Annotated in this window: 18 protein-coding genes; 7 read left to right on the top strand and 11 right to left on the bottom strand. The window is 68.7% G+C overall.

The genetic code is table 11. The features are described 5' to 3' along the window. Positions 1-23 precede the first annotated feature (23 nt). A complete protein-coding gene (locus EV651_RS26620; protein ID WP_133787985.1) occupies positions 24-923 on the bottom strand; it encodes an alpha/beta hydrolase in 900 nt (299 codons plus the stop codon). Between the two features lie 70 nt (positions 924-993). Between EV651_RS26620 and EV651_RS26615 the strand changes: the two genes are divergently transcribed. Beyond that, positions 994-1,464 (top strand): MarR family winged helix-turn-helix transcriptional regulator, encoded by a 471-nt coding sequence (locus EV651_RS26615; protein ID WP_133787984.1) that lies wholly within the window; start codon positions 994-996, stop codon positions 1,462-1,464. Positions 1,465-1,596: 132 nt separating this feature from the next. Here the strand turns inward: EV651_RS26615 and EV651_RS26610 are convergent, their stop codons facing one another. The 5 genes from EV651_RS26610 to EV651_RS26590 form a co-directional block, all read right to left on the bottom strand. Next, positions 1,597-2,436: a chitosanase gene (locus EV651_RS26610; protein WP_133787983.1), complete on the bottom strand. Its 840-nt coding sequence runs from the start codon at positions 2,434-2,436 to the stop codon at positions 1,597-1,599. 99 nt (positions 2,437-2,535) lie between these two features. Then, positions 2,536-3,408 (bottom strand): diacylglycerol kinase family protein, encoded by an 873-nt coding sequence (locus tag EV651_RS26605; RefSeq protein WP_133787982.1) that lies wholly within the window; start codon positions 3,406-3,408, stop codon positions 2,536-2,538. Next, on the bottom strand, positions 3,408-4,232 hold the full coding sequence (tatC, locus tag EV651_RS26600; protein WP_238157209.1) for a twin-arginine translocase subunit TatC: 825 nt from the start codon (positions 4,230-4,232) through the stop codon (positions 3,408-3,410). Before tatC ends, EV651_RS26605 begins: the two co-directional genes overlap by 1 nt. Positions 4,233-4,254: 22 nt before the next feature. Beyond that, on the bottom strand, positions 4,255-4,557 hold the full coding sequence (locus tag EV651_RS26595) for a twin-arginine translocase TatA/TatE family subunit (protein ID WP_133787981.1): 303 nt from the start codon (positions 4,555-4,557) through the stop codon (positions 4,255-4,257). 72 nt (positions 4,558-4,629) lie between these two features. After that, a complete protein-coding gene (locus EV651_RS26590; RefSeq protein ID WP_133787980.1) occupies positions 4,630-4,821 on the bottom strand; it encodes a hypothetical protein in 192 nt (63 codons plus the stop codon). 240 nt (positions 4,822-5,061) lie between these two features. On the opposite strand from EV651_RS26590, the gene EV651_RS26585 reads away from it, so the two are divergent. Continuing rightward, positions 5,062-6,252: a winged helix DNA-binding domain-containing protein gene (locus EV651_RS26585; protein ID WP_133787979.1), complete on the top strand. Its 1,191-nt coding sequence runs from the start codon at positions 5,062-5,064 to the stop codon at positions 6,250-6,252. Positions 6,253-6,521: 269 nt separating this feature from the next. Here EV651_RS26585 and EV651_RS26580 read toward each other — a convergent pair whose 3' ends face one another. Continuing rightward, positions 6,522-7,493 carry a YafY family protein gene (locus EV651_RS26580; protein ID WP_133787978.1) on the bottom strand — a complete coding sequence of 324 codons (972 nt, stop codon included), beginning with the start codon at positions 7,491-7,493 and terminating at the stop codon, positions 6,522-6,524. Further along, positions 7,490-8,446: a YafY family protein gene (locus EV651_RS26575; protein ID WP_133787977.1), complete on the bottom strand. Its 957-nt coding sequence runs from the start codon at positions 8,444-8,446 to the stop codon at positions 7,490-7,492. Before EV651_RS26575 ends, EV651_RS26580 begins: the two co-directional genes overlap by 4 nt. Before the next feature lie 87 nt (positions 8,447-8,533). Between EV651_RS26575 and EV651_RS26570 the strand changes: the two genes are divergently transcribed. Further along, a complete protein-coding gene (locus EV651_RS26570; protein WP_133787976.1) occupies positions 8,534-9,634 on the top strand; it encodes a DUF3866 family protein in 1,101 nt (366 codons plus the stop codon). 32 nt (positions 9,635-9,666) lie between these two features. Beyond that, positions 9,667-10,164 carry a hypothetical protein gene (locus tag EV651_RS26565; RefSeq protein WP_133787975.1) on the top strand — a complete coding sequence of 166 codons (498 nt, stop codon included), beginning with the start codon at positions 9,667-9,669 and terminating at the stop codon, positions 10,162-10,164. A gap of 53 nt (positions 10,165-10,217) precedes the next feature. Here the strand turns inward: EV651_RS26565 and EV651_RS26560 are convergent, their stop codons facing one another. The 3 genes from EV651_RS26560 to pafA all read right to left on the bottom strand — a co-directional run bounded on the left by EV651_RS26560 (position 10,218) and on the right by pafA (position 14,081). Next, complete coding sequence (locus EV651_RS26560) at positions 10,218-11,174, bottom strand: FKBP-type peptidyl-prolyl cis-trans isomerase (RefSeq protein ID WP_133787974.1); 957 nt, start codon at positions 11,172-11,174, stop codon at positions 10,218-10,220. Between the two features lie 144 nt (positions 11,175-11,318). Next, complete coding sequence (locus EV651_RS26555; RefSeq protein ID WP_133787973.1) at positions 11,319-12,605, bottom strand: GNAT family N-acetyltransferase; 1,287 nt, start codon at positions 12,603-12,605, stop codon at positions 11,319-11,321. A 114-nt stretch (positions 12,606-12,719) separates the two neighbouring features. After that, entirely contained in the window at positions 12,720-14,081 is a 1,362-nt protein-coding gene (gene pafA / locus EV651_RS26550) for a Pup--protein ligase (RefSeq protein ID WP_130387242.1), read from the bottom strand. A 155-nt stretch (positions 14,082-14,236) separates the two neighbouring features. Between pafA and EV651_RS26545 the strand changes: the two genes are divergently transcribed. The 3 genes from EV651_RS26545 to EV651_RS26535 all read left to right on the top strand — a co-directional run bounded on the left by EV651_RS26545 (position 14,237) and on the right by EV651_RS26535 (position 17,331). Beyond that, positions 14,237-15,172 (top strand): hypothetical protein, encoded by a 936-nt coding sequence (locus EV651_RS26545; protein WP_238157208.1) that lies wholly within the window; start codon positions 14,237-14,239, stop codon positions 15,170-15,172. Between the two features lie 94 nt (positions 15,173-15,266). After that, complete coding sequence (locus EV651_RS26540) at positions 15,267-16,370, top strand: alpha/beta hydrolase (protein ID WP_202870524.1); 1,104 nt, start codon at positions 15,267-15,269, stop codon at positions 16,368-16,370. Positions 16,371-16,413: 43 nt separating this feature from the next. Continuing rightward, the gene (locus EV651_RS26535; RefSeq protein ID WP_133787972.1) at positions 16,414-17,331 is read left to right on the top strand and encodes a hypothetical protein; all 918 of its coding nucleotides are present in this window, start codon (positions 16,414-16,416) and stop codon (positions 17,329-17,331) included. Positions 17,332-17,333: the final 2 nt, after the last annotated feature.

The raw sequence follows: 17,333 nt of genomic DNA, 5'->3' as shown, positions 1-17,333 counted from the left end.
CTCCGCTCGCTCACGTGCCCAATCTATGCGACTCCTCCTACAGATTTGTCGCGGAGCCGGTTCTTGATGAACGTCGCGGCGTGGTCGAGCGCCTCGTCGGCCTCCGGCATCAGGCCGGCGAAGTACTGGTACACGTGCGGCGCGCCGGCGACCACGTCGAGGCTGACGTCCACCTCCTGCTCAGCGGCGTGCGCGACGAGGCGGAGCGCGTCGTCCAGGAGGACCTCCGCCGAACCGACCTGCACGAGCAGCGGCGAGAGACCCTTCAGGTCCGCGAACACCGGACTGGCCAACTCGTTGTGCGGGTTCGCGCCGCCCAGGTAGAGCTCAGCGGTCTCGACCATGTTGGCGCGACTGAACAGCGGATCGTAGTCACCCCGTGAGTCGATGCTCGGCCCGGTCAGCGTCGCATCGGCCCACGGCGAGAACAGCACGGTCCCCGCAGGCTGCGGCAACCCCTCCGCGCGGGCCGCGAGCAGCACCGCCAGCGCGAGACCGCCACCGGCCGAATCACCAGCTATCACGACGTTCTGACCACCCTCGACCAGCTCGCGGTACGCCGCCAGCGCGTCGTGGACCCCGGCCGGGAACGGATGCTCAGGCGCCAGGCGGTACTCGAGCGAGACCGCCGGAACGCCACTGCGGCGGGACAACGGCGCGGCCAGGTTCGCGCCGGTCCGGGCCGAACCGATGACGTACCCGCCACCGTGCAGGTAGAGGATGATCCCGTCCTGGTCCGCCCCCGCGACGCGCACATCGAGCGCCGGCACGCCGCCCAGCGTGCGCTCGACGAGCGTGACGTCGTCGCCGAGCGGGAGGTTCGCGAACCGCGCGTCGAACTCTGCGCGCTGCTCCTCCGGCGGCCGGCCGAGCTTGCCCTTCTCCATCATGCTGCGTGCTGCTCCGCGATCTTCAGCGCTCATCGCCGTCTCCTGATGATAGATTCCGAGGAATATAGTTCTCTACAACTACATTCCGAGGAATCTAATTCCCGTGACTGATCTCACAGCATTGTTCACGGACCTGGTCCGGTTGGAAACACGGCTCTACAACGTGATCGGCGCCCGGCTGAAGGCTGAGCACGACCTCCCGCTCGGTCAGTTCGAGTTCCTGCGGTTCGTCGCGGCGCACGGGACGACGCGGGTCTACGACCTGGCGCGGGAGATGGCGATCACGGTCGGCGCCACCAGCAAGGCCGTCGACCGGCTCGAGGCCGCCGGGCGCATCCGGCGTACGGCGAATCCCTCCGACCGCCGTTCCTCGCTGGTCGAGCTGACGCCCGCGGGCGCCGACGTCCTCGCGGCTGCCACCCCGACCGTCGAAGCCGAACTGCAGAACTGGGTCGGCTCGATCCTGCCCGCACCGGTCCTCGAACAGCTCGCCACCAGCCTGACGCTGCTGCGCCGGCGCGCGGAGCTCGACCACCGCACGGACCGCCACCACTCATCAAACACCGGCAGCTGACCGCGCCGACGCTCAGCGCAGGCCGCCGGTCGGCCCGCCGGGCAGGTTGGTGAGTGGCGGGAGTCCGGACATGACGCAGCCGGACTCCCTTCCCTGGTGGTCCAAAGAGAGTCCGGCTGCGCGCTTCGGGGGCTAGCCGATGTGGTACGGGTCGCCGTACACCTTCCAGTCCAGCGGGGTGTCCAGGTTGAAGTTGCCGTTGCGGAGGAAGACCCGCTGCGCGGTGTCGACCCGGCTGGTGTCGCTGTGCGCCTCCTCCTGCTTCATCGCCCAGACCCGCGCGTCCAGGAACGCGTTCAGGTACGTCGTCTCGTTGCCGCCCTGCGCCGGCGGCTTCGCCTTGGCGAGCGCGCGCTTGCGGATGCCGCCGAAGCTGGTCGCGTCGTCACCGTCGCCGTGCATGACGATCGCGTCGTAGTAGCAGAACTGCCCGAGGGTCCGCAGCCCGTCGGACTTCCCACGGCTCACCGCAGGGTTGAAGTACACCCGGTCGCGCTCGTCGTTCTGGCACTGCTGGAACACCGAGTCCTTGGCCGCGGTACGCCAGTCCCTCGGGTAGTTCGGATCGAGACCCGCGTGCGAGTCGCTGCCGTCCACCTTGCGCAGTGCCGGTAGGTACTTCTGCAGCACGTTGTTCGGCTTCCGGTCGGCATACAGCTCGACCAGCTCGAGCATGTCGTGGGTCCCGGAGCAGAACCCGATGATGCCCGCGGTGTACCCGCGGCCGTCGTCGATGTCCTCGATGTACTTGTACTGCGCCTTCCAGTCCAGCGACGAGTTCTCCGCGCTGCAGACGATCTGCATCGCGATCTCCTTCTTCGCCGGGTCGTCGAGGCCGGTCGCCTGCATGGTGGGGTGCACAGCGGCGTCGGCGTGCGGCGCGTAGCGGGAGACGGCGAGTCCGGTGGCCGGCACGGCAGCGAGCGACAGGCCGAGCAGCAGGGTGGTCCGGCGGGTGGGGCGGTACTCCATGAGGTCCTCCGAGGGGCGTCCGAGGAATGAACTGTTAGGAAGCTTTCCTATCAGACGGAGGACAGTCGTGAGAACAGCTCAGTTCATGTCAGTTGTGTCTCAGGCGAAGACGGTCAGCGCGCCCGGGGCGATCCCGATGTCGACCGGCAGCGGACCGAGCACCTCACCGTCGCCGTACGCCGTGATGCCCGGCGACTCGATCCGGACCGAGCTGCCCCGGAGCGTCCGCACCGCCGGATGGCCGACGTGGGTGCCCTTGGAGAGCTTCGGGAACATCTGCAGCAGCGTCAGCCGGGACACCGGCTGGATGATCGTGACGTCGAGCTGACCGTCGTCGAGCTCGGCGCCGGCGCAGATCTGCAGGCCCCCGCCGTACGTCGGTCCGGTGCCGACCGCGACCAGCATGGCCTTGGTCTCGATCACCTCGCCGTCGACGGTCACGACGTACTCGAGGGGTTTGAAGGTGCGCAGCTCGGCGAAGGTCGCGACCGTGTAGCGCGCGTTGCCCTTCGGCCAGCTCATCGCGTTGGCGCGCTTGTTGACGAGAGAGTCGAACCCGCCCGCCACGACCGTGGTGATGAACTCGTCCTTGGCGACCGCGAGGTCGATCGCCCGGGTCCGGCCCGCCACCACGAGGTCGGCCGCCGCGGCCGGATCCGTCAGCGGTACGCCGAGACCGCGGGCGAAGTCGTTACCGGTGCCGGCCGGGATCACACCGAACGGCATCCCGGAGTTCGCCAGCACCTGGGCGCCGAGATGGATCGTGCCGTCGCCGCCGATCAGAGCGACCGCGTCCGCCCCGGAGGCGACCACCTCGGCGGCGATCCTCCCGACGTCCTCGGCACAGGTGGTGGTGTGCACGTCGACGATCAGACCGGCGGCCGCGAGCCGCTCACGAACCGCCGGCGCGATCCGCGCACCACGTCCGCGACCGCTGGTGGGGTTCACCACCAGCGCGACTGTCCGGCTCATCAGTCGGCCAGGAGTTCGTCGGTACGGCGGGCCCGGCGTCGGTCGTTGAACCGCGAGATGATCTCGGCGACGAAGAACAGCACGCACATCGGGATCGCCAGCAGGCACATCGTGAACGGGTCGCCGGACGGCGTCGCGACGGCGGCGAACACGAAGATCACCAGGATGATGTACGGCCGGAACTTGCCGAGCGCGGAGGCCGGCACCACGCCGACCATGTTCAGCAGCACGACCACCAGCGGGATCAGGAAGGCGACGCCGAAGACCAGCATCGTGCGGAGCACGAAGTCCAGGTAGTCGGGCAGCTCGACCAGGTTCTGGATGTCGAGCGGGGTGAAGCCCAGCAGGATCTCGATGCCCTTCGGCAGCGTCCAGTACGAGACCGCGATACCGGCCGCGAACAGCGGGGTCGCGATCGCCGAGAAGATGTAGGCCCACTTGCGCTCGCTGCGGTGCAGTCCGGGCGCCACGAAGGCCCACAACTGGTACAGCCAGACCGGTGCGGCCAGGATCAGGCCGAACAGCGCCGAGATCTTGATCCGGAACGTCAACGCGTTGCCGACACCCGGGAACGTCAGCTGCGGCGTCTTGGTCTGACCGGCGTCCTTGGCCATCTCGGCCACGCTGGTCACGAACGGCTTGGTCAGGAAGTCGAAGGCGTGGTTGTAGAAGATCCAGCCGACGACCGTCCCGACCACGATCGCGAGCACACTGATGAGCAGCCGGTTACGGAGCTCGACAATGTGCTCGCGCAGGGTCATCCGACCCTCTGGGTCCTTCGGGTGGCGGTCCTTCTTCTCCTTCCGCCGCCCGAACTTCACCATCGACACAGGTGGGGCGTTCGACTCAGTTGGCCGTGTGCGTCGGCGGCAGGCCGTCGCCCGGCGCCTGGCCGTTCACCTGGTTCGGCTGCTGAGCCGGCTGGGCCTGCGTCTGCTGCACGGCCTGCTGCGCCGGAGGCTGTGAGGCGTCCTCGGTCAGCTCCGCGTCCTTCTTGCGCGGCCCGACCTCTTCCTCCCAGATCTTCTTCGACTTGCCGAGCTGCTTCACCAGCGCAGGCAGCTTGGCCGATCCGAACAGCAGCACGACGATCGCAAGGATGACGAGCCACTCGGCGCCTTGGGGCATACCGATGAGCGGTGCTGCCATGTCGATCTCCCTTTCACCATCAAACACTGCCAACATCAACTCGGGACTCGAGCCTGAGTTCGTGGCCGAATACTACGCCGGAGCGTGCACGTCCTCACGAGTCTGTCCAGACCCGGCCTCGGACTGCGCGGCCTCCAGCTTGGACTGGGCGGCGACCAACTCACGCGTCAGTGCCTTGACCTGGCCCCACAACTTCAACGCGAGCAGGGCGAGGACCAGAAGCCACACCGCCACCACCGCGAGGAACAGCAGGAACCAGTACATACCCAGGAGCCTAGCCGGTTCCGGCCCGGCGCCCACGTCCCGCGGTGGGTCTCGGCGGACAACGGTGTCGGAACGTGATGGTAAAACCGAGTGTCCCGCAGGGTGGTACGACGGGGCTCAGCAACTGGTTCGCAGTGGGTTCTGGGCGGGTTCTGAGCGGGTTCTGAGCGGGTCCAGGCGGGTGCGGAGTGGGTTCGGAGCGGGTGCACGGGTGGTTCGGGGCGAGGCTAGGGGTCGTGGATGGTGCGGATCGGGGTCGAGGAGCGGCGGACGCGGCTCGGGAGGCGGCATCGGCTCGGAGCAGGCTGCCAGGCCGCCGATCCGGTCGAGGCGGCGGCGTCGATGGTGGCGCTGCACGCGACCGATCCGGCCACTGTGCATCTCAGCGTCGCCGCTCGGGTGCCGGGGAGTGACGTCGCGAGCACGGAGCGTGCGCTCTACGCGGATCGTTCGCTGATCCGGATGCTGGGCATGCGGCGCACGGTGTTCGTCGTACCGACGCCGTTCGCGCCTGTGATCCAGGCGGCGTGCACGGACGACATCGCCGTGAAGCAGCGGAAGTTGCTCGTCAAGCATCTGGCCGAGTCGGGGGTCGCGGACGGCACCGAGTCCTGCGGGCGGTGGCTGGCGGCGGTCGAGGAGTCGACGGCGACCGCACTGGCACTGCGAGGGTCCGCGACGGCACAGGAGCTGTCCGCTGACGAGCCACGGCTGCGGACGCGGCTCAACATGGCGGCCGGGAAGGCGTACGCGGCGCAGCCCTATGTGACGAGCCGGGTGTTGTTCCAGCTGGCCGCTGAGGGACGGATCGTGCGGGGCCGCCCGCTGGGGACGTGGCTGAGCGGGCAGCACCAGTGGTCGCCTGCTGCGGACTGGCTGCCCGGTGGGCTCGGCGACAAGCCGGCTGCCGAGGAAGCGCGTGTGACGCTCGCGCGGGCTTGGCTGGCGTCGTTCGGCCCCGGTACGGCGGCCGATCTGCAGTGGTGGGCGGGGTGGACCCTGGGCCAGACGCGGAAGGCGCTGACGGCCGTCGAGGCGGTCGAGGTGGAGCTGGACGGTCAGGTCGGATACGTGCTCCCGGGCGATGAGGCGCCGGAGGCCCCGGTCGACCCGTGGGTGGCGTTCCTGCCCGGTCTCGACCCGACACCCATGGGCTGGAAGGACCGCGAGTGGTTCCTCGGCCCGCACAAGTCGAAGCTCTTCGACACCACCGGCAACATCGGCCCGAGCATCTGGTCCGACGGCCGCATCATCGGCGGCTGGGGCCAACCCGAGTCCGGCGAGGTCCGCTACCAACTACTGGAAGACGTAGGCGCCGACACCACGGCCCTGGTCGAGTCCGAGGCAGCCCGCTGGACCACCTGGCTAGCAGGAGTCCGCGTAACCCCCCGCTTCCGCTCCCCCCTCGAAAAACAACTCAGCCAGAGCTAACCACCCCCACCCCAGCCGCACCCCACCACACCCCGCCCGCCCCACCACACCCCCGGCGCATTCCGCCGCCCCGAGGGCCATTGCACAGGTTCTCGCTGCGCTGCACCTGCTATTACCTGTCCACCGCCCCCACCACGCCGGCGCACCCCCAACAGGCCGCGTCCACACCCACCCACACCCACCCCCGCGTTCTCCCCCGTATACGAGCAGAGAACCTTGCTGTCGAGGGATCAGCCCTCGTGCGCCACCGCGGCGGGCAGGATGGTGTGTTAGTCGTCGTACGCGGAGAGGGCGTCTCGGGCTGTGGCGGCTATTTGGGTGGTGAGGTCTGGCGGGTCCAGGACTGTGGCGGCTCCGCCGAGGCGGAGGACCAGGCGCTGGAGCCAGGCGGTGTCGGCGACGCGGAGTTTGACGATGAGGGAGTTCTCGGGGCCCTCTTCGACGGACTCGTTCGGGTAGTACTCGGCGACCCAACGGGCCGGCGGAGCGAGTCTCAGGGTCGCCAGCAGGTCGCGCTCCGACGGCTGGAACATGCCGTTGGACAGGTCTCGCGGCGTTGCCTCGGGCGGCGGCTCGCTCGGGAGGTCGAGCAGCTTGACCGCGGCGATCCGGTCCAGGCGGAACAGCCGGACGTCCTCGGCCAGGCGGCACCAGGCTTCCAGGTACGTGCGTCCCTCCGAGACGACGAGCCGCATCGGGTCCACGTCGCGCTCGGTCGTCTCGTCCCGTGACGGTACGTCGTACGTCAGATGCAACCGCCGCTTCGTGGCCAGTCCGCGGTTGACGATCTCGGCGATCTCCGGTGCGGCCGGCTCGACGTGAACGTGCGCAGCCGCACCCTCACTCGCCGCCGCGGCCTCGCCGGCGGCCCGCTCCAGCTTCGCGATCGCGCGGTCGACGGCGTCCCGGTCCGGACCGCCTGTCACCTCGCGCAGCGTCCGTAGCGCGGTCAGCAGCGCCAGCGCCTCCGCCGCGGCCAATCGCAGCGGTCGCGCGAGGTAGTCCGCGTTGTTGATGTGGATGACCCCGTCGCCCTCGGCCGCCTCGATGTCGATCTCGATCAGATCGCCCATCTGCGCACCCGGCAGCCCGCAGAACCACAACACCTTCAGGTCCGCGATGATCTGCTTCGGCCGTACGCCGAACTCCTTGGCGACGTCCTCGACGCGCGCACCGTCGTTCTCCCGCAGGTACGGCACCAGCGCAAGCAACCGCTGCACCTGATCACGTGCATTGCTCATGCCCCAGCCACCGTCCGCAGCCGCCAGAGCACCCCGTCCAGTACGTCGCCTGGTCCCTCGACGACCGCGTCAGGTCCGTACGACGCGATCTCCTCGGCCAGCACCGACGAGTCGGCGTACGGGACGTGCAGCAGGTCCCAGCCCTCCTCGTACGGCTCGATGGCGTTCGCGCGGCGGCGCAGGCTCACGCACGACCCGGTCCGCGCCCGTACCTTCGCCTCCGAGGTCGGCCGCGGCGGAGCCAGTTCGGTCACCAGCGACCGCAGGTCCGTTCCCTCGGGCACGGTGAACGCACCCGGCTCCCCGACTGTCTTCACGTCCCCGCCGATCCGGGACATCCGGAACATCCGGGTCGCCTCGCGATCGCGGTCCCGCCCGACCACGTACCAGCGGCCGTGCCAGGAGACGATCCCCCACGGCTCGAGCGTCCGCGTGGTCGGCTCGGACGCGCCGCTGCGCAGGTGCTGGAACCGCACCGCCTGCCGCGCCACGACGGCGGCCCACAGCGGGTCGAAGGCCGGCTCCGAGGCTCCGACGTGCGGCTCGATCGCGCTCAGCGCCGACTGGTCGGTCTGGATCCCGGCGGCCTTCAGCTTCAGCACCGCCGAGGTGGTCGCCTCGGACAGACCGGCGTGCTGCCAGACCCGCGCGGCAACGCCGAGGACGGCGGCCTCGTCCGGCTCCAGGTGCACTTCGGGCAGCTCGAAGACGTCCCGGCGGATCCGGTAGCCGACGTCGTCGGAGAAGAACTTGTCGATCGTGCCCATCTCGATCGGGATGCCGAGGTCGCGCAGCTCGTCCTTGTCGCGCTCGAACATCTTCTCGAAGGCGTCATCGGTCTGTCCCGCGTACCCCTCGACGACCTCGCGGATCCGCTCCTTGGTCACATAGGTGCGCGCGACCAGGAGGCAGATGACCACGTTGAGCAGTCGCTCACTCTTCCGCGCCGACACCCGACCACCTTACGGCCTCGGGGCGTCCAAAACCCGCCTTTCCGCACCAGAACTTCGAACACCGGTTCGACCGGCTAGTGTCACCCTGTGATTCGGTGGCGGGACGGTGTGGTGGCGCAGGTCGGACGGAGCTGGGCCGGTGCGCTGGAACTGACAGTGATGGTCGGCGAGCAGCCTGTGCGCGCGCTGGCCTACCCGGACCTGGTCGGTACGCCGGTAGCCGGTGATCGCGTCCTGCTCAACGTAGGCGCGCTGGACCGCGGTCTGGGCACAGGCGGGTACGCGCTGGTGGTCGCCGTACCGGACCGGTTGCCGGAGGACCCGGCGGAGCGCGGGCACCTGGTGAAGGCGCGGTACACGCCGCTGCAGGCGATGGTGCTGGGGGCGGACGAGCAGGACTCCCCCGATCACGACGTACTGCGGGACGCAGACGACCTCTTCGGTACGCCGGTAGTGGTCGCGGACCTGCACTCCGCGCTCCCTGCCGTGCTGGCAGGTGTGTACGAGGCACGGCCGACCACACGGGTGGTCTATGTGATGACGGACGGCGGTGCGCTGCCGCTGGCGTTCTCCCGGAGTGTCGCGACGCTGCGCGAGGCCGGTTGGCTCAGCGGAACCGTGACGGTCGGCCAGGCGTACGGCGGTGACCGCGAGGCGGTGACTGTCCATACCGGGCTGTTGACCGCCGTACACGTCCTGGCCGCGGAGCTGGTCGTCATAACTCAGGGCCCCGGCAACCTGGGCACAGGTACTCGCTGGGGGTTCTCCGGCGTGCAGTCGGGTGAGGCGGTCAACGCGATCGGCACACTGGGCGGCCGGGCCGTCGCCTCGCTCCGGATCTCGGAGGCGGACCCGCGTCCACGCCACCGCGGCATCTCCCACCACAGCCTCACCGCGTACGGCCGAGTGGCGCTCCAGCCGGCCGATGTCGTCGTACCGGATCTTTCCGGTGACTTCGGTGACGCCGTTCGTGACGCTGCCGAGCCGTTGAAGGCACGGCACCGCGTGGTGCGTGTGGGGGTCGACGGGCTGTACGAGGCGCTACAGGCAGCGCCCATCCAGCTGTCGACCATGGGCCGCGCCTTGGACGAGGACCGCGCCTACTTCGAGGCCGCCGCCGCCGCAGGCAGGCACGCCGCGCGTCTGGTGGATGTACCACCACCTGGAGTGGGGTCGCAGTACTCCTGACCGGACGGGCTCCCGCGGCGACAGTTGGTGGTATGAACAGCACCAAGCACCGCACTCTCACGATTCACGACGTCGCCCGTCCTCAGCCGCCGCTGGCGGTCCGGGGCGCGACGACCCTGTGGTTCGCAGCCGTCGGTGCCGGTGTCGCCGAGTCCGTGCTCGGAGTTGCCGGGGCGATCGCCGACGGCTCCTCCGTCCTCGGCCTGCTCGTCCAGATCGCCTTCCGCGCGATCGTGTACGGCGGCCTGTTCGTGGTCATCGACCGCTACTTCCGCCACGGTGTCCCTTGGTCCCGCTGGTTGCTCACCGGCCTGCTCGGCACCGTCGGCATCGCCTCGCTGGCGATGGGGCCGGTCGGCTGGTTCTTCCGCGACGGCGACTTCGGCGCGCTCGACTGGTCCGCGTCGTTCATCGCGTTCGGCGCGATCCGCTGTGTTCACGTCACCGCGGTGATCACGGCGATCCTCCTCAGTTTCCACACCGACGCCAACCGGTGGTTCAGCGGCCGTCCGGTCCGGCGTACCCGCTGAAACGCCGAAGGACCGGCTTCCCGAGATGGGAGCCGGTCCTTCGAGGTTTCAGGCTACTGGCCGGTCTGCTTCGGGGCCGGGAACGCATTCAGGACGTCGATCACGGCGAACGCGTTGACGGCCTTGCCGGCCTGGTCCTTGGAGGCCGGGAGCTCGACGAGCACGCGGCTGCCGACCGGGATTCCGGCGAAGCCGTCCAGCGGGCCCGGCTGGGCACCGCCGACCGTCGGCAGCTGGTCGGTCGGCGCGGCCGGCTGCGCCGGGCTCTGTGCGGTCGCGGGCTGAGCGTCCCAGGTGCTGGCCTGCTTCTTGCCGGTGTAGTCGTAGATGACGAACCGGCCGACCAGCTGGTCGCCCTTCTCGATCGGCTTGCCCTTGCCCTGCGCGAACACGACCGGCTTGCCCGGCTTCGCCGGCGGCTTGGTGCCGGCCGGAACCGTCACGGTCGGCGCGGCGTTCAACGGGCCGGAGACCTTGATCTTGGTCGGTGCCGACGGGGTGACCGGGTCGGCGTTCAGCTGGGTGTCGTTGCCGGCCGCGGCGACCAGGTCGACGACGAAGATCAGGGTGTCGTCGCCCTTGATCCCGGCCTTCTCGTTGCCCTCGGACTTGTAGCCCTTGTCGGACGGGATCGACATCAGCACGCGGCTGCCGATCTTCTTGCCGACCAGGCCCTCGTCCCAGCCCGAGATGACGCCGCCGACGCCGATCGGGAACGACGACGGCGCGCCGCGGTCGTAGGAGTTGTCGAAGACCTTGCCGTCGCGCCAGATCTGGCCGAGGTAGTTCGCGGTGAGCAGCTCGCCCTTCTTCACCTCCGGACCGTCGCCCTCCTTGAGGACCTCGGTCACCAGCTGCTTCTCCGGGTCGCCGTCGCGGTGGGTGATGGTCGGCTTCTGCCCGAAGTCCGAGGTCACCTTGATACCGCCGGCCCCGAATCCGTTGTCGCCACACGCGACCAGGGACGCCCCCAGCGCCGCGACTACGACGAAACTCAACAACTTGCGCACGAAACCAGCACCTCGAACCATCCCGGCGCTGTAGTGCGCCGCTTGCCTCCGGTCAACAACGCGGACCACCCTAGCTTGCGCACTCAACTGGGGGATCGGGCGCGTGCGTCACCGTTGCGTCACACCACGTACAGTCACAGCGGCTCAGAAACCGACAGCGTTGTGCGGAGCACGGTCCGGACGCAGCAGCGCGTCCAGACGCGACACTGCGCCGGGTGTGCGCTCTACGATGCGTCCGGCGTACGACAGCTCGCTTGCGCGGACCCCGCCGAGGTACAGCGAGCCCAGCTCGTTCACGCTCAGGCTGAGGTCCGGCTCCGCGTTGACCGCGGTGCAGACGGCTCCGTCCGGTGCTGCGTCGAGCCGCCAACGACCGGCGCCGTACAGGTCGTCGGACACGTCCAGCACGAGTGAATCGGTTGCGGCATAGGTGCGGGCTTCGAGAGCACGCCGTACGTCGAGAACGCGCAGCCAGAGGTTGTCCCGGGTCCGGGTGAGCTTGAGGGCTCGCGGGTTGGTCAGCATCCACCGCAGCGGCTCGTCGACCGGTCGCCTCGCGGCCACAACGCGCTTCGTGAGGTCGAAGTCCAGCAGCAACCCCCACAACGCACGGTACGCATCCGACGTCAGGGCCTCGATTGCCTCGACCTGCAGTACGCCGGCCTGCTCCGGGTCCGGCGACCACGGCAACCGGAAGATCGCGGCACCGTCCACCGCTCCGGTCGCGTCGCGATGCAGGAGGTGATGCGCCGGCCCGGATCCGTCAGCGGGCAATCCACCGCCTGCGAGCCCGTCCCGCTTGCCCGGCAGCGGGCTGATCTCTCCGACTCGCTCTGCGCGCACCTGCTCGTGCAGTACCGGCCACGCCTTTGCGGCCTCTGCTCCGTCCACCAGGTCGAGCGCACCTGGATCCGTGAACTCGGAGCGGAAGGCGACGTCGGTACGCCGTACCTCCCACCGGTGCTGGAACGTCGCGGGCGAGAATCCGTACCGCCCGTAAATGGTCGCCTCGCTCGCGCTCAGCCCGGCAAGGAACTCACCACGCTCGCGGCAGTCGTCCAGCATCGCCGACATGATCTTCCGCAGCAGTCCACGCCGCCGGTACGTCGGCAGCACCGCGGTTGATGTCACGCCGCCAAGGGCTACCTGTTGTCCGCCGGGGACGGTGACCTGCACCGAGACGATCGCCGACCCACCTGCGATCTTGCCGTCGACGAATGCCGCCTGGGGCCGGAACCAGTCGGTCAGGAGCTCCTGGGCGTCCCGCTCCAGCTCCTCTGCCGTCTTCGGGACCTGTGGTGGCCAGGCCGCGCTACCGGCGTACCACGTGGACGGCTCCGGCTCCTCCTGCGGGAAGCCGTTCACATACGGCAGCACCCGCAGGTACTCCTTCGCCTCGGCCTGGGTCACAGGTCGGATCTCGATCGCCATACGACTGTTCTAGAGCCGGGCCATCAGCCCGGCACTTCATTTAGTCGACGACTACATGCTGGCGATGAGCTTCTCGACGCGTTCGTCGTGGGCCCACCCCAGCCGTTCTTTCTTCTACATGCTGGCGATGAGTTTTTCGACGCGTTCGTCGTGGGACTTGAAGGGGTCTTTGCAGAGGACCGTCCGCTGCGCCTGGTCGTTGAGCTTCAGGTGCACCCAGTCGACGGTGAAGTCCCGCCGCCGCTCCTGGGCCCGCTTGATGAACTCGCCGCGCAGCCGCGCCCGGGTGGTCTGCGGCGGCACCGACTTGGCCTCGAACACCCGCAGGTCGTCGACGACCCGCGTCACCGCACCCCGGCGCTCGAGCAGGTAGTACAGCCCGCGCGGCCGGTGGATGTCGTGGTACGCGAGGTCGAGCTGCGCCACCCGCGGGCTGGCCAGACCGAGATTGTTCTGCGACCGGTACCGCTCGATCAGCCGGTACTTGATCACCCAGTCGATCTCGCGCTCGATCCCGGACAGGTCGCCGGACTCGATCGCCTTCAGCGTCCGCTCCCACAGCGACAGCGCCCGCTCGACGGCCGGCGTCCCGAGCTCCCGGCGGTCGACGAAGTCGCGCGCCTTGGTCAGGTACTCCGTCTGGATGTCGAGGGCGCTCGCCTCACGGCCGTTCGCCAGCCGCACCTCGCGGCGGCCGGACATGTCGTGGCTGATCTCGCGGATCGCGCGGATCGGGTTGTCCAGGGTCAGGTCGCGCATCACGATGCCGGCCTCGATCATCCGCAGCACGAGGTCGGTGCTGGCCACCTTGAGCAGCATCGTGGTCTCGGACATGTTCGAGTCGCCGACGATCACGTGCAGCCGGCGGAACCGCTCGGCGTCCGCGTGCGGCTCGTCGCGGGTGTTGATGATCGGCCGGGATCGGGTGGTCGCGCTGGAGACCCCTTCCCAGATGTGCTCGGCGCGCTGCGACACGGAGTAGACCGCGCCGCGCGGCGTCTGCAGCACCTTGCCAGCGCCGCAGATCAGCTGCCGGGTGACCAGGAACGGGATCAGCACGTCGGCCAGCTTGGCGAAGTCGCCGTGCCGGCTGACCAGGTAGTTCTCGTGGCAGCCGTAGCTGTTGCCGGCCGAGTCGGTGTTGTTCTTGAACAGGTAGACGTCGCCGAAGATGCCTTCGTCGTGCAGCCGCTTCTGCGCGTCCACCAGCAGGCCTTCGAGGATCCGCTCGCCGGCCTTGTCGTGCGCGATCAGGTCGGTGACCGAATCGCACTCCCCGGTCGCGTACTCCGGGTGGGAGCCCACGTCGAGGTAGAGCCGGGCCCCGTTGCGGAGGAAGACGTTGCTGCTCCGTCCCCAGGACACGACCCGCCGAAACAGGTACCGCGCCACCTCGTCCGGGGTCAGTCGCCGCTGCCCGCGGAACGTACAGGTGACGCCGTACTCGTTCTCCAGACCGAAGATTCGCCGGTTCACATCACCCACACTACGGCGCACTTCCGACAACCGGGTGATGTCCCAGGCGCGCCGTCGTACGGCGTTACCCCTTTGATGCCCGCAACAATGGGCGTCCGCCCGCATCGATCACTCGGAGGCACCATCTCCGACCACACTGAGAAGGGCGAAACGATATGAAGAAGCACAGGCGCACGTTCGGCGCGATCGCCGCCGGGACGCTCGCTGCGGGCACCCTGCTGACCGCAGGAGCCACCGCACCGGCCACGGCCGCACCGGCCGCCACGGCCGCTGCCTGCTCGCTGCAACTGGGTTCGGTTACCCCGGGTGGCGACCACACTCTGCAAACCATCACCGCGGCCCCCTCCGCCAGTGTCCGGCGGCTGGGCCCGATGAACCTGTATCCGGACGGGCAGGCACATCTGCCCACTTCGGTGCGCACCGAGCTGGTGGTACCGGCCGGCGAGGAGCGCACAGGCCTGGTTGTTCTCGGGTCGCGTATGTACGGCACCAGCTACATCACCGACGGCACCGGAACCTCCGTCGTACCGGGCACCGTCAACCAGGACCTGGTCGGTGGAGGCTGGGACGAGCTGCACAAGTACGTCGAGCTCAGCCGGTACTCCGTGGCCGGCTTCAGCCGGTCCAACGTCTACTCGCTGATCAATCAGTTCACCGACGGCCTGATTGCTCGCTGGACGGTCACTCCGAGCGGCTGGAAGTACTACACCACCTTCGGCGGCTTCGGCTCGGTCAAGACGATGACGCTGATCGGTCAGGGCCGTGCGTACGACACGTTCCTGGCGACGACGAACGGTGGCGCGCTCTACACGGTCCAGGTGCCCACGGGCTCCGGTAAGCCGGTGGTGACGAACATCCGCACCTCGACCTGGCAGAGCTTCGAGACACTCATCGCCGAGAAGTGCGGCAACTACGGCACCCTGTTGCTCGGCATCGACAAGGACACCGGCGCGGGCTACCTGTACGCCGTCAGCCACGCCAACGGGGCCGCTACGGTCATCAAGGGTCTCGGCAAGGTCCCGACCACGTTCCCGGCCGCGGACTCATACTTCCGCTACTACACGGCCGGCACCCAGCTGACCGGCGCCTGATCATCACTGGCATCTCCACCCGGGGCTGGAAGTCCGGGTGGAGATGCCAGTGGCTCAGCTGACCTGCGGTTTCTGTCGTGCCAACGTCGTCGGCATGAGACGACGAACCTTCCTCACCGCCACCGCCGCCTCCGCTCTGACAGGTGCACTCCCGCTCTCAGCGTCCGCGGCCACCGACCTGACACTCCGTCTGTCCGCTCCCACTGGTCACTGGCACGTCGGTACGACGACCCGCGCCCTAATCGACCCGAACCGCTCCGACCCGTGGAACGGCTCACCTACCCGTGAGCTCGCTCTGACGGTCTTCTACCCGGCCACCGTCGTACGCGGGTACCAACGGGCACCACAGCTCGCACCGGCCGCTGCAGAGGTCTTCAAGGGTCTGGACGCCGGCGTGCTGCATCCGGAGCTGCCGACCAGTGGAGTGAACTGGGCCGCCACCCTGACCCACTCGTACGTCGACGCACCGGCACTGCCCGGACGACGACCCACGCTGCTCTACAGCCCAGGTGGTGCAGATCCACGCATCATCGGCACCTCCGTGGCGGAAGAGCTAGCCAGCCACGGGTACGTCGTACTCACGCTGGACCACCCGGGTGAGGCGAGTGAGGTTGTGTTCCCGGATGGACGGCCACGGGTCATCGAGATCGGTCCGGACGTTCAGACGGACCCAGTGCGGTCGCGGCTGATGATGGACACACGTTTCGCCGACATGCGGTTCGTGCTGGACCACCTGTCGGATCTGCATGAGTCGATCGACGTGCGGCGTGTGGGTGTCTACGGGCACTCAGCTGGCGGTGCAACCGCCGCGGTGTCGCTGGAGCACCCGCGGGTCCGCGCCGCCGCCAACCTGGAGGGCTACCTGGACACGCTGGACGGTGACCTTTACCCGATCGCTCAGCATGGCACGCACAAGCCGCTCCTGCTCGCTGGGACCGACGGGTTCCGGGACGAGCGGTTCGACCGCACCTGGTCAGCTGTGCTCTCACATGGCGGTCCGGTACGGCGAGTGCAGTTGTCCGACGCGAACCACTGGATCTGGACGGATTACGCCGCGTTCGCGCCGCAACTGCAGTCCGCCGGCCTGATGACGGCTGCCGGGCGAGCCAAGCTGGTCGGTACGTCGCGCTGCGGTGTACCCGCCGTACGGCGATTGGTTCGGGAGTTCTTCGACCGGTCCCTAACCTTTTCGGGATAGTCGGCATCGAGGTGGATGACACGACTCCTCGAAGGGGGCCTGCATGGCCAGATGGCGGATCGCCGCGGGTGCGGTGGGCGCGGCGATGACGGCGGCAGCGCTGGTGCCGGCACCGGTACAGGCTGCGGCGGGACAGGCGAGCGCGGCCTGTTCGATGACGCTGGGCACGGTGACCGTGCAGGGCGACCACAAATTCCAGCGGATCACCGCGACCGCGCCCGTGACGGCGTCGCCGCCCAGCGTCGGGCCGAAGGCGTTGTTCCCGGTGGACTCGGTTCGGCTTGCGACGTCCGTCGGCTGGGAGCCGGATCCGCCGGCCGCCATGCTGGACCGGGGGTACGTGGTGATGGGGACGGACCTCTACCGGTTCAGCTACGCCACCGCTAACGGTCAGCTCGACCCTGACTCGGTCCAGAAGACCAGGGTGGGCGGTGGCTGGATCCACCAGACGTACCTGGAGCAGTCGACATATTACGGCCCTACGACGCGTAGCAATGCGTATGCGTTGCAGGGCGACGTCGTCACGCGCTGGACCGTGGAGGGGTCCGTCTGGCGCAACAGAGCGACGTACAGCGGGTTCTCGGCGGTGAAGACGATGACACTGATCAGTCAGACCCGCAGCTACGACACGTTCCTCGCCAACACGCGCGGCGGGGCGCTGTACACGATCCGCATCCCACTGAGCGGCGCACCGGTTGTAAAGAAGGTGCGTGCGTCGACGTGGCAGGGGTTCGAGACACTCATCGCCGAGAAGTGCGGCAACCAGAGCACGCTGCTGCTGGCCATCGACAAGGACACCCGACGCGGCTACCTGTACGCCGTCAGCCACGCCAACGGGGCCGCCACAGTCATCAAGGGCCTGGGCCAGGTAGGCGATCAACTGGCCGCCCCCGAGGACAAGACCTACTTCCGCCACTACCCCGGCAGCTCAGAAGCGGGGTGGCTCCTCTACGGCGAGTAACC

The sequence above is a fragment of the Kribbella sp. VKM Ac-2571 genome (assembly GCF_004362255.1).
Lineage (GTDB): Bacteria > Actinomycetota > Actinomycetes > Propionibacteriales > Kribbellaceae > Kribbella > Kribbella pratensis.
This window is presented reverse-complemented; position numbering and strand designations above follow the sequence as displayed.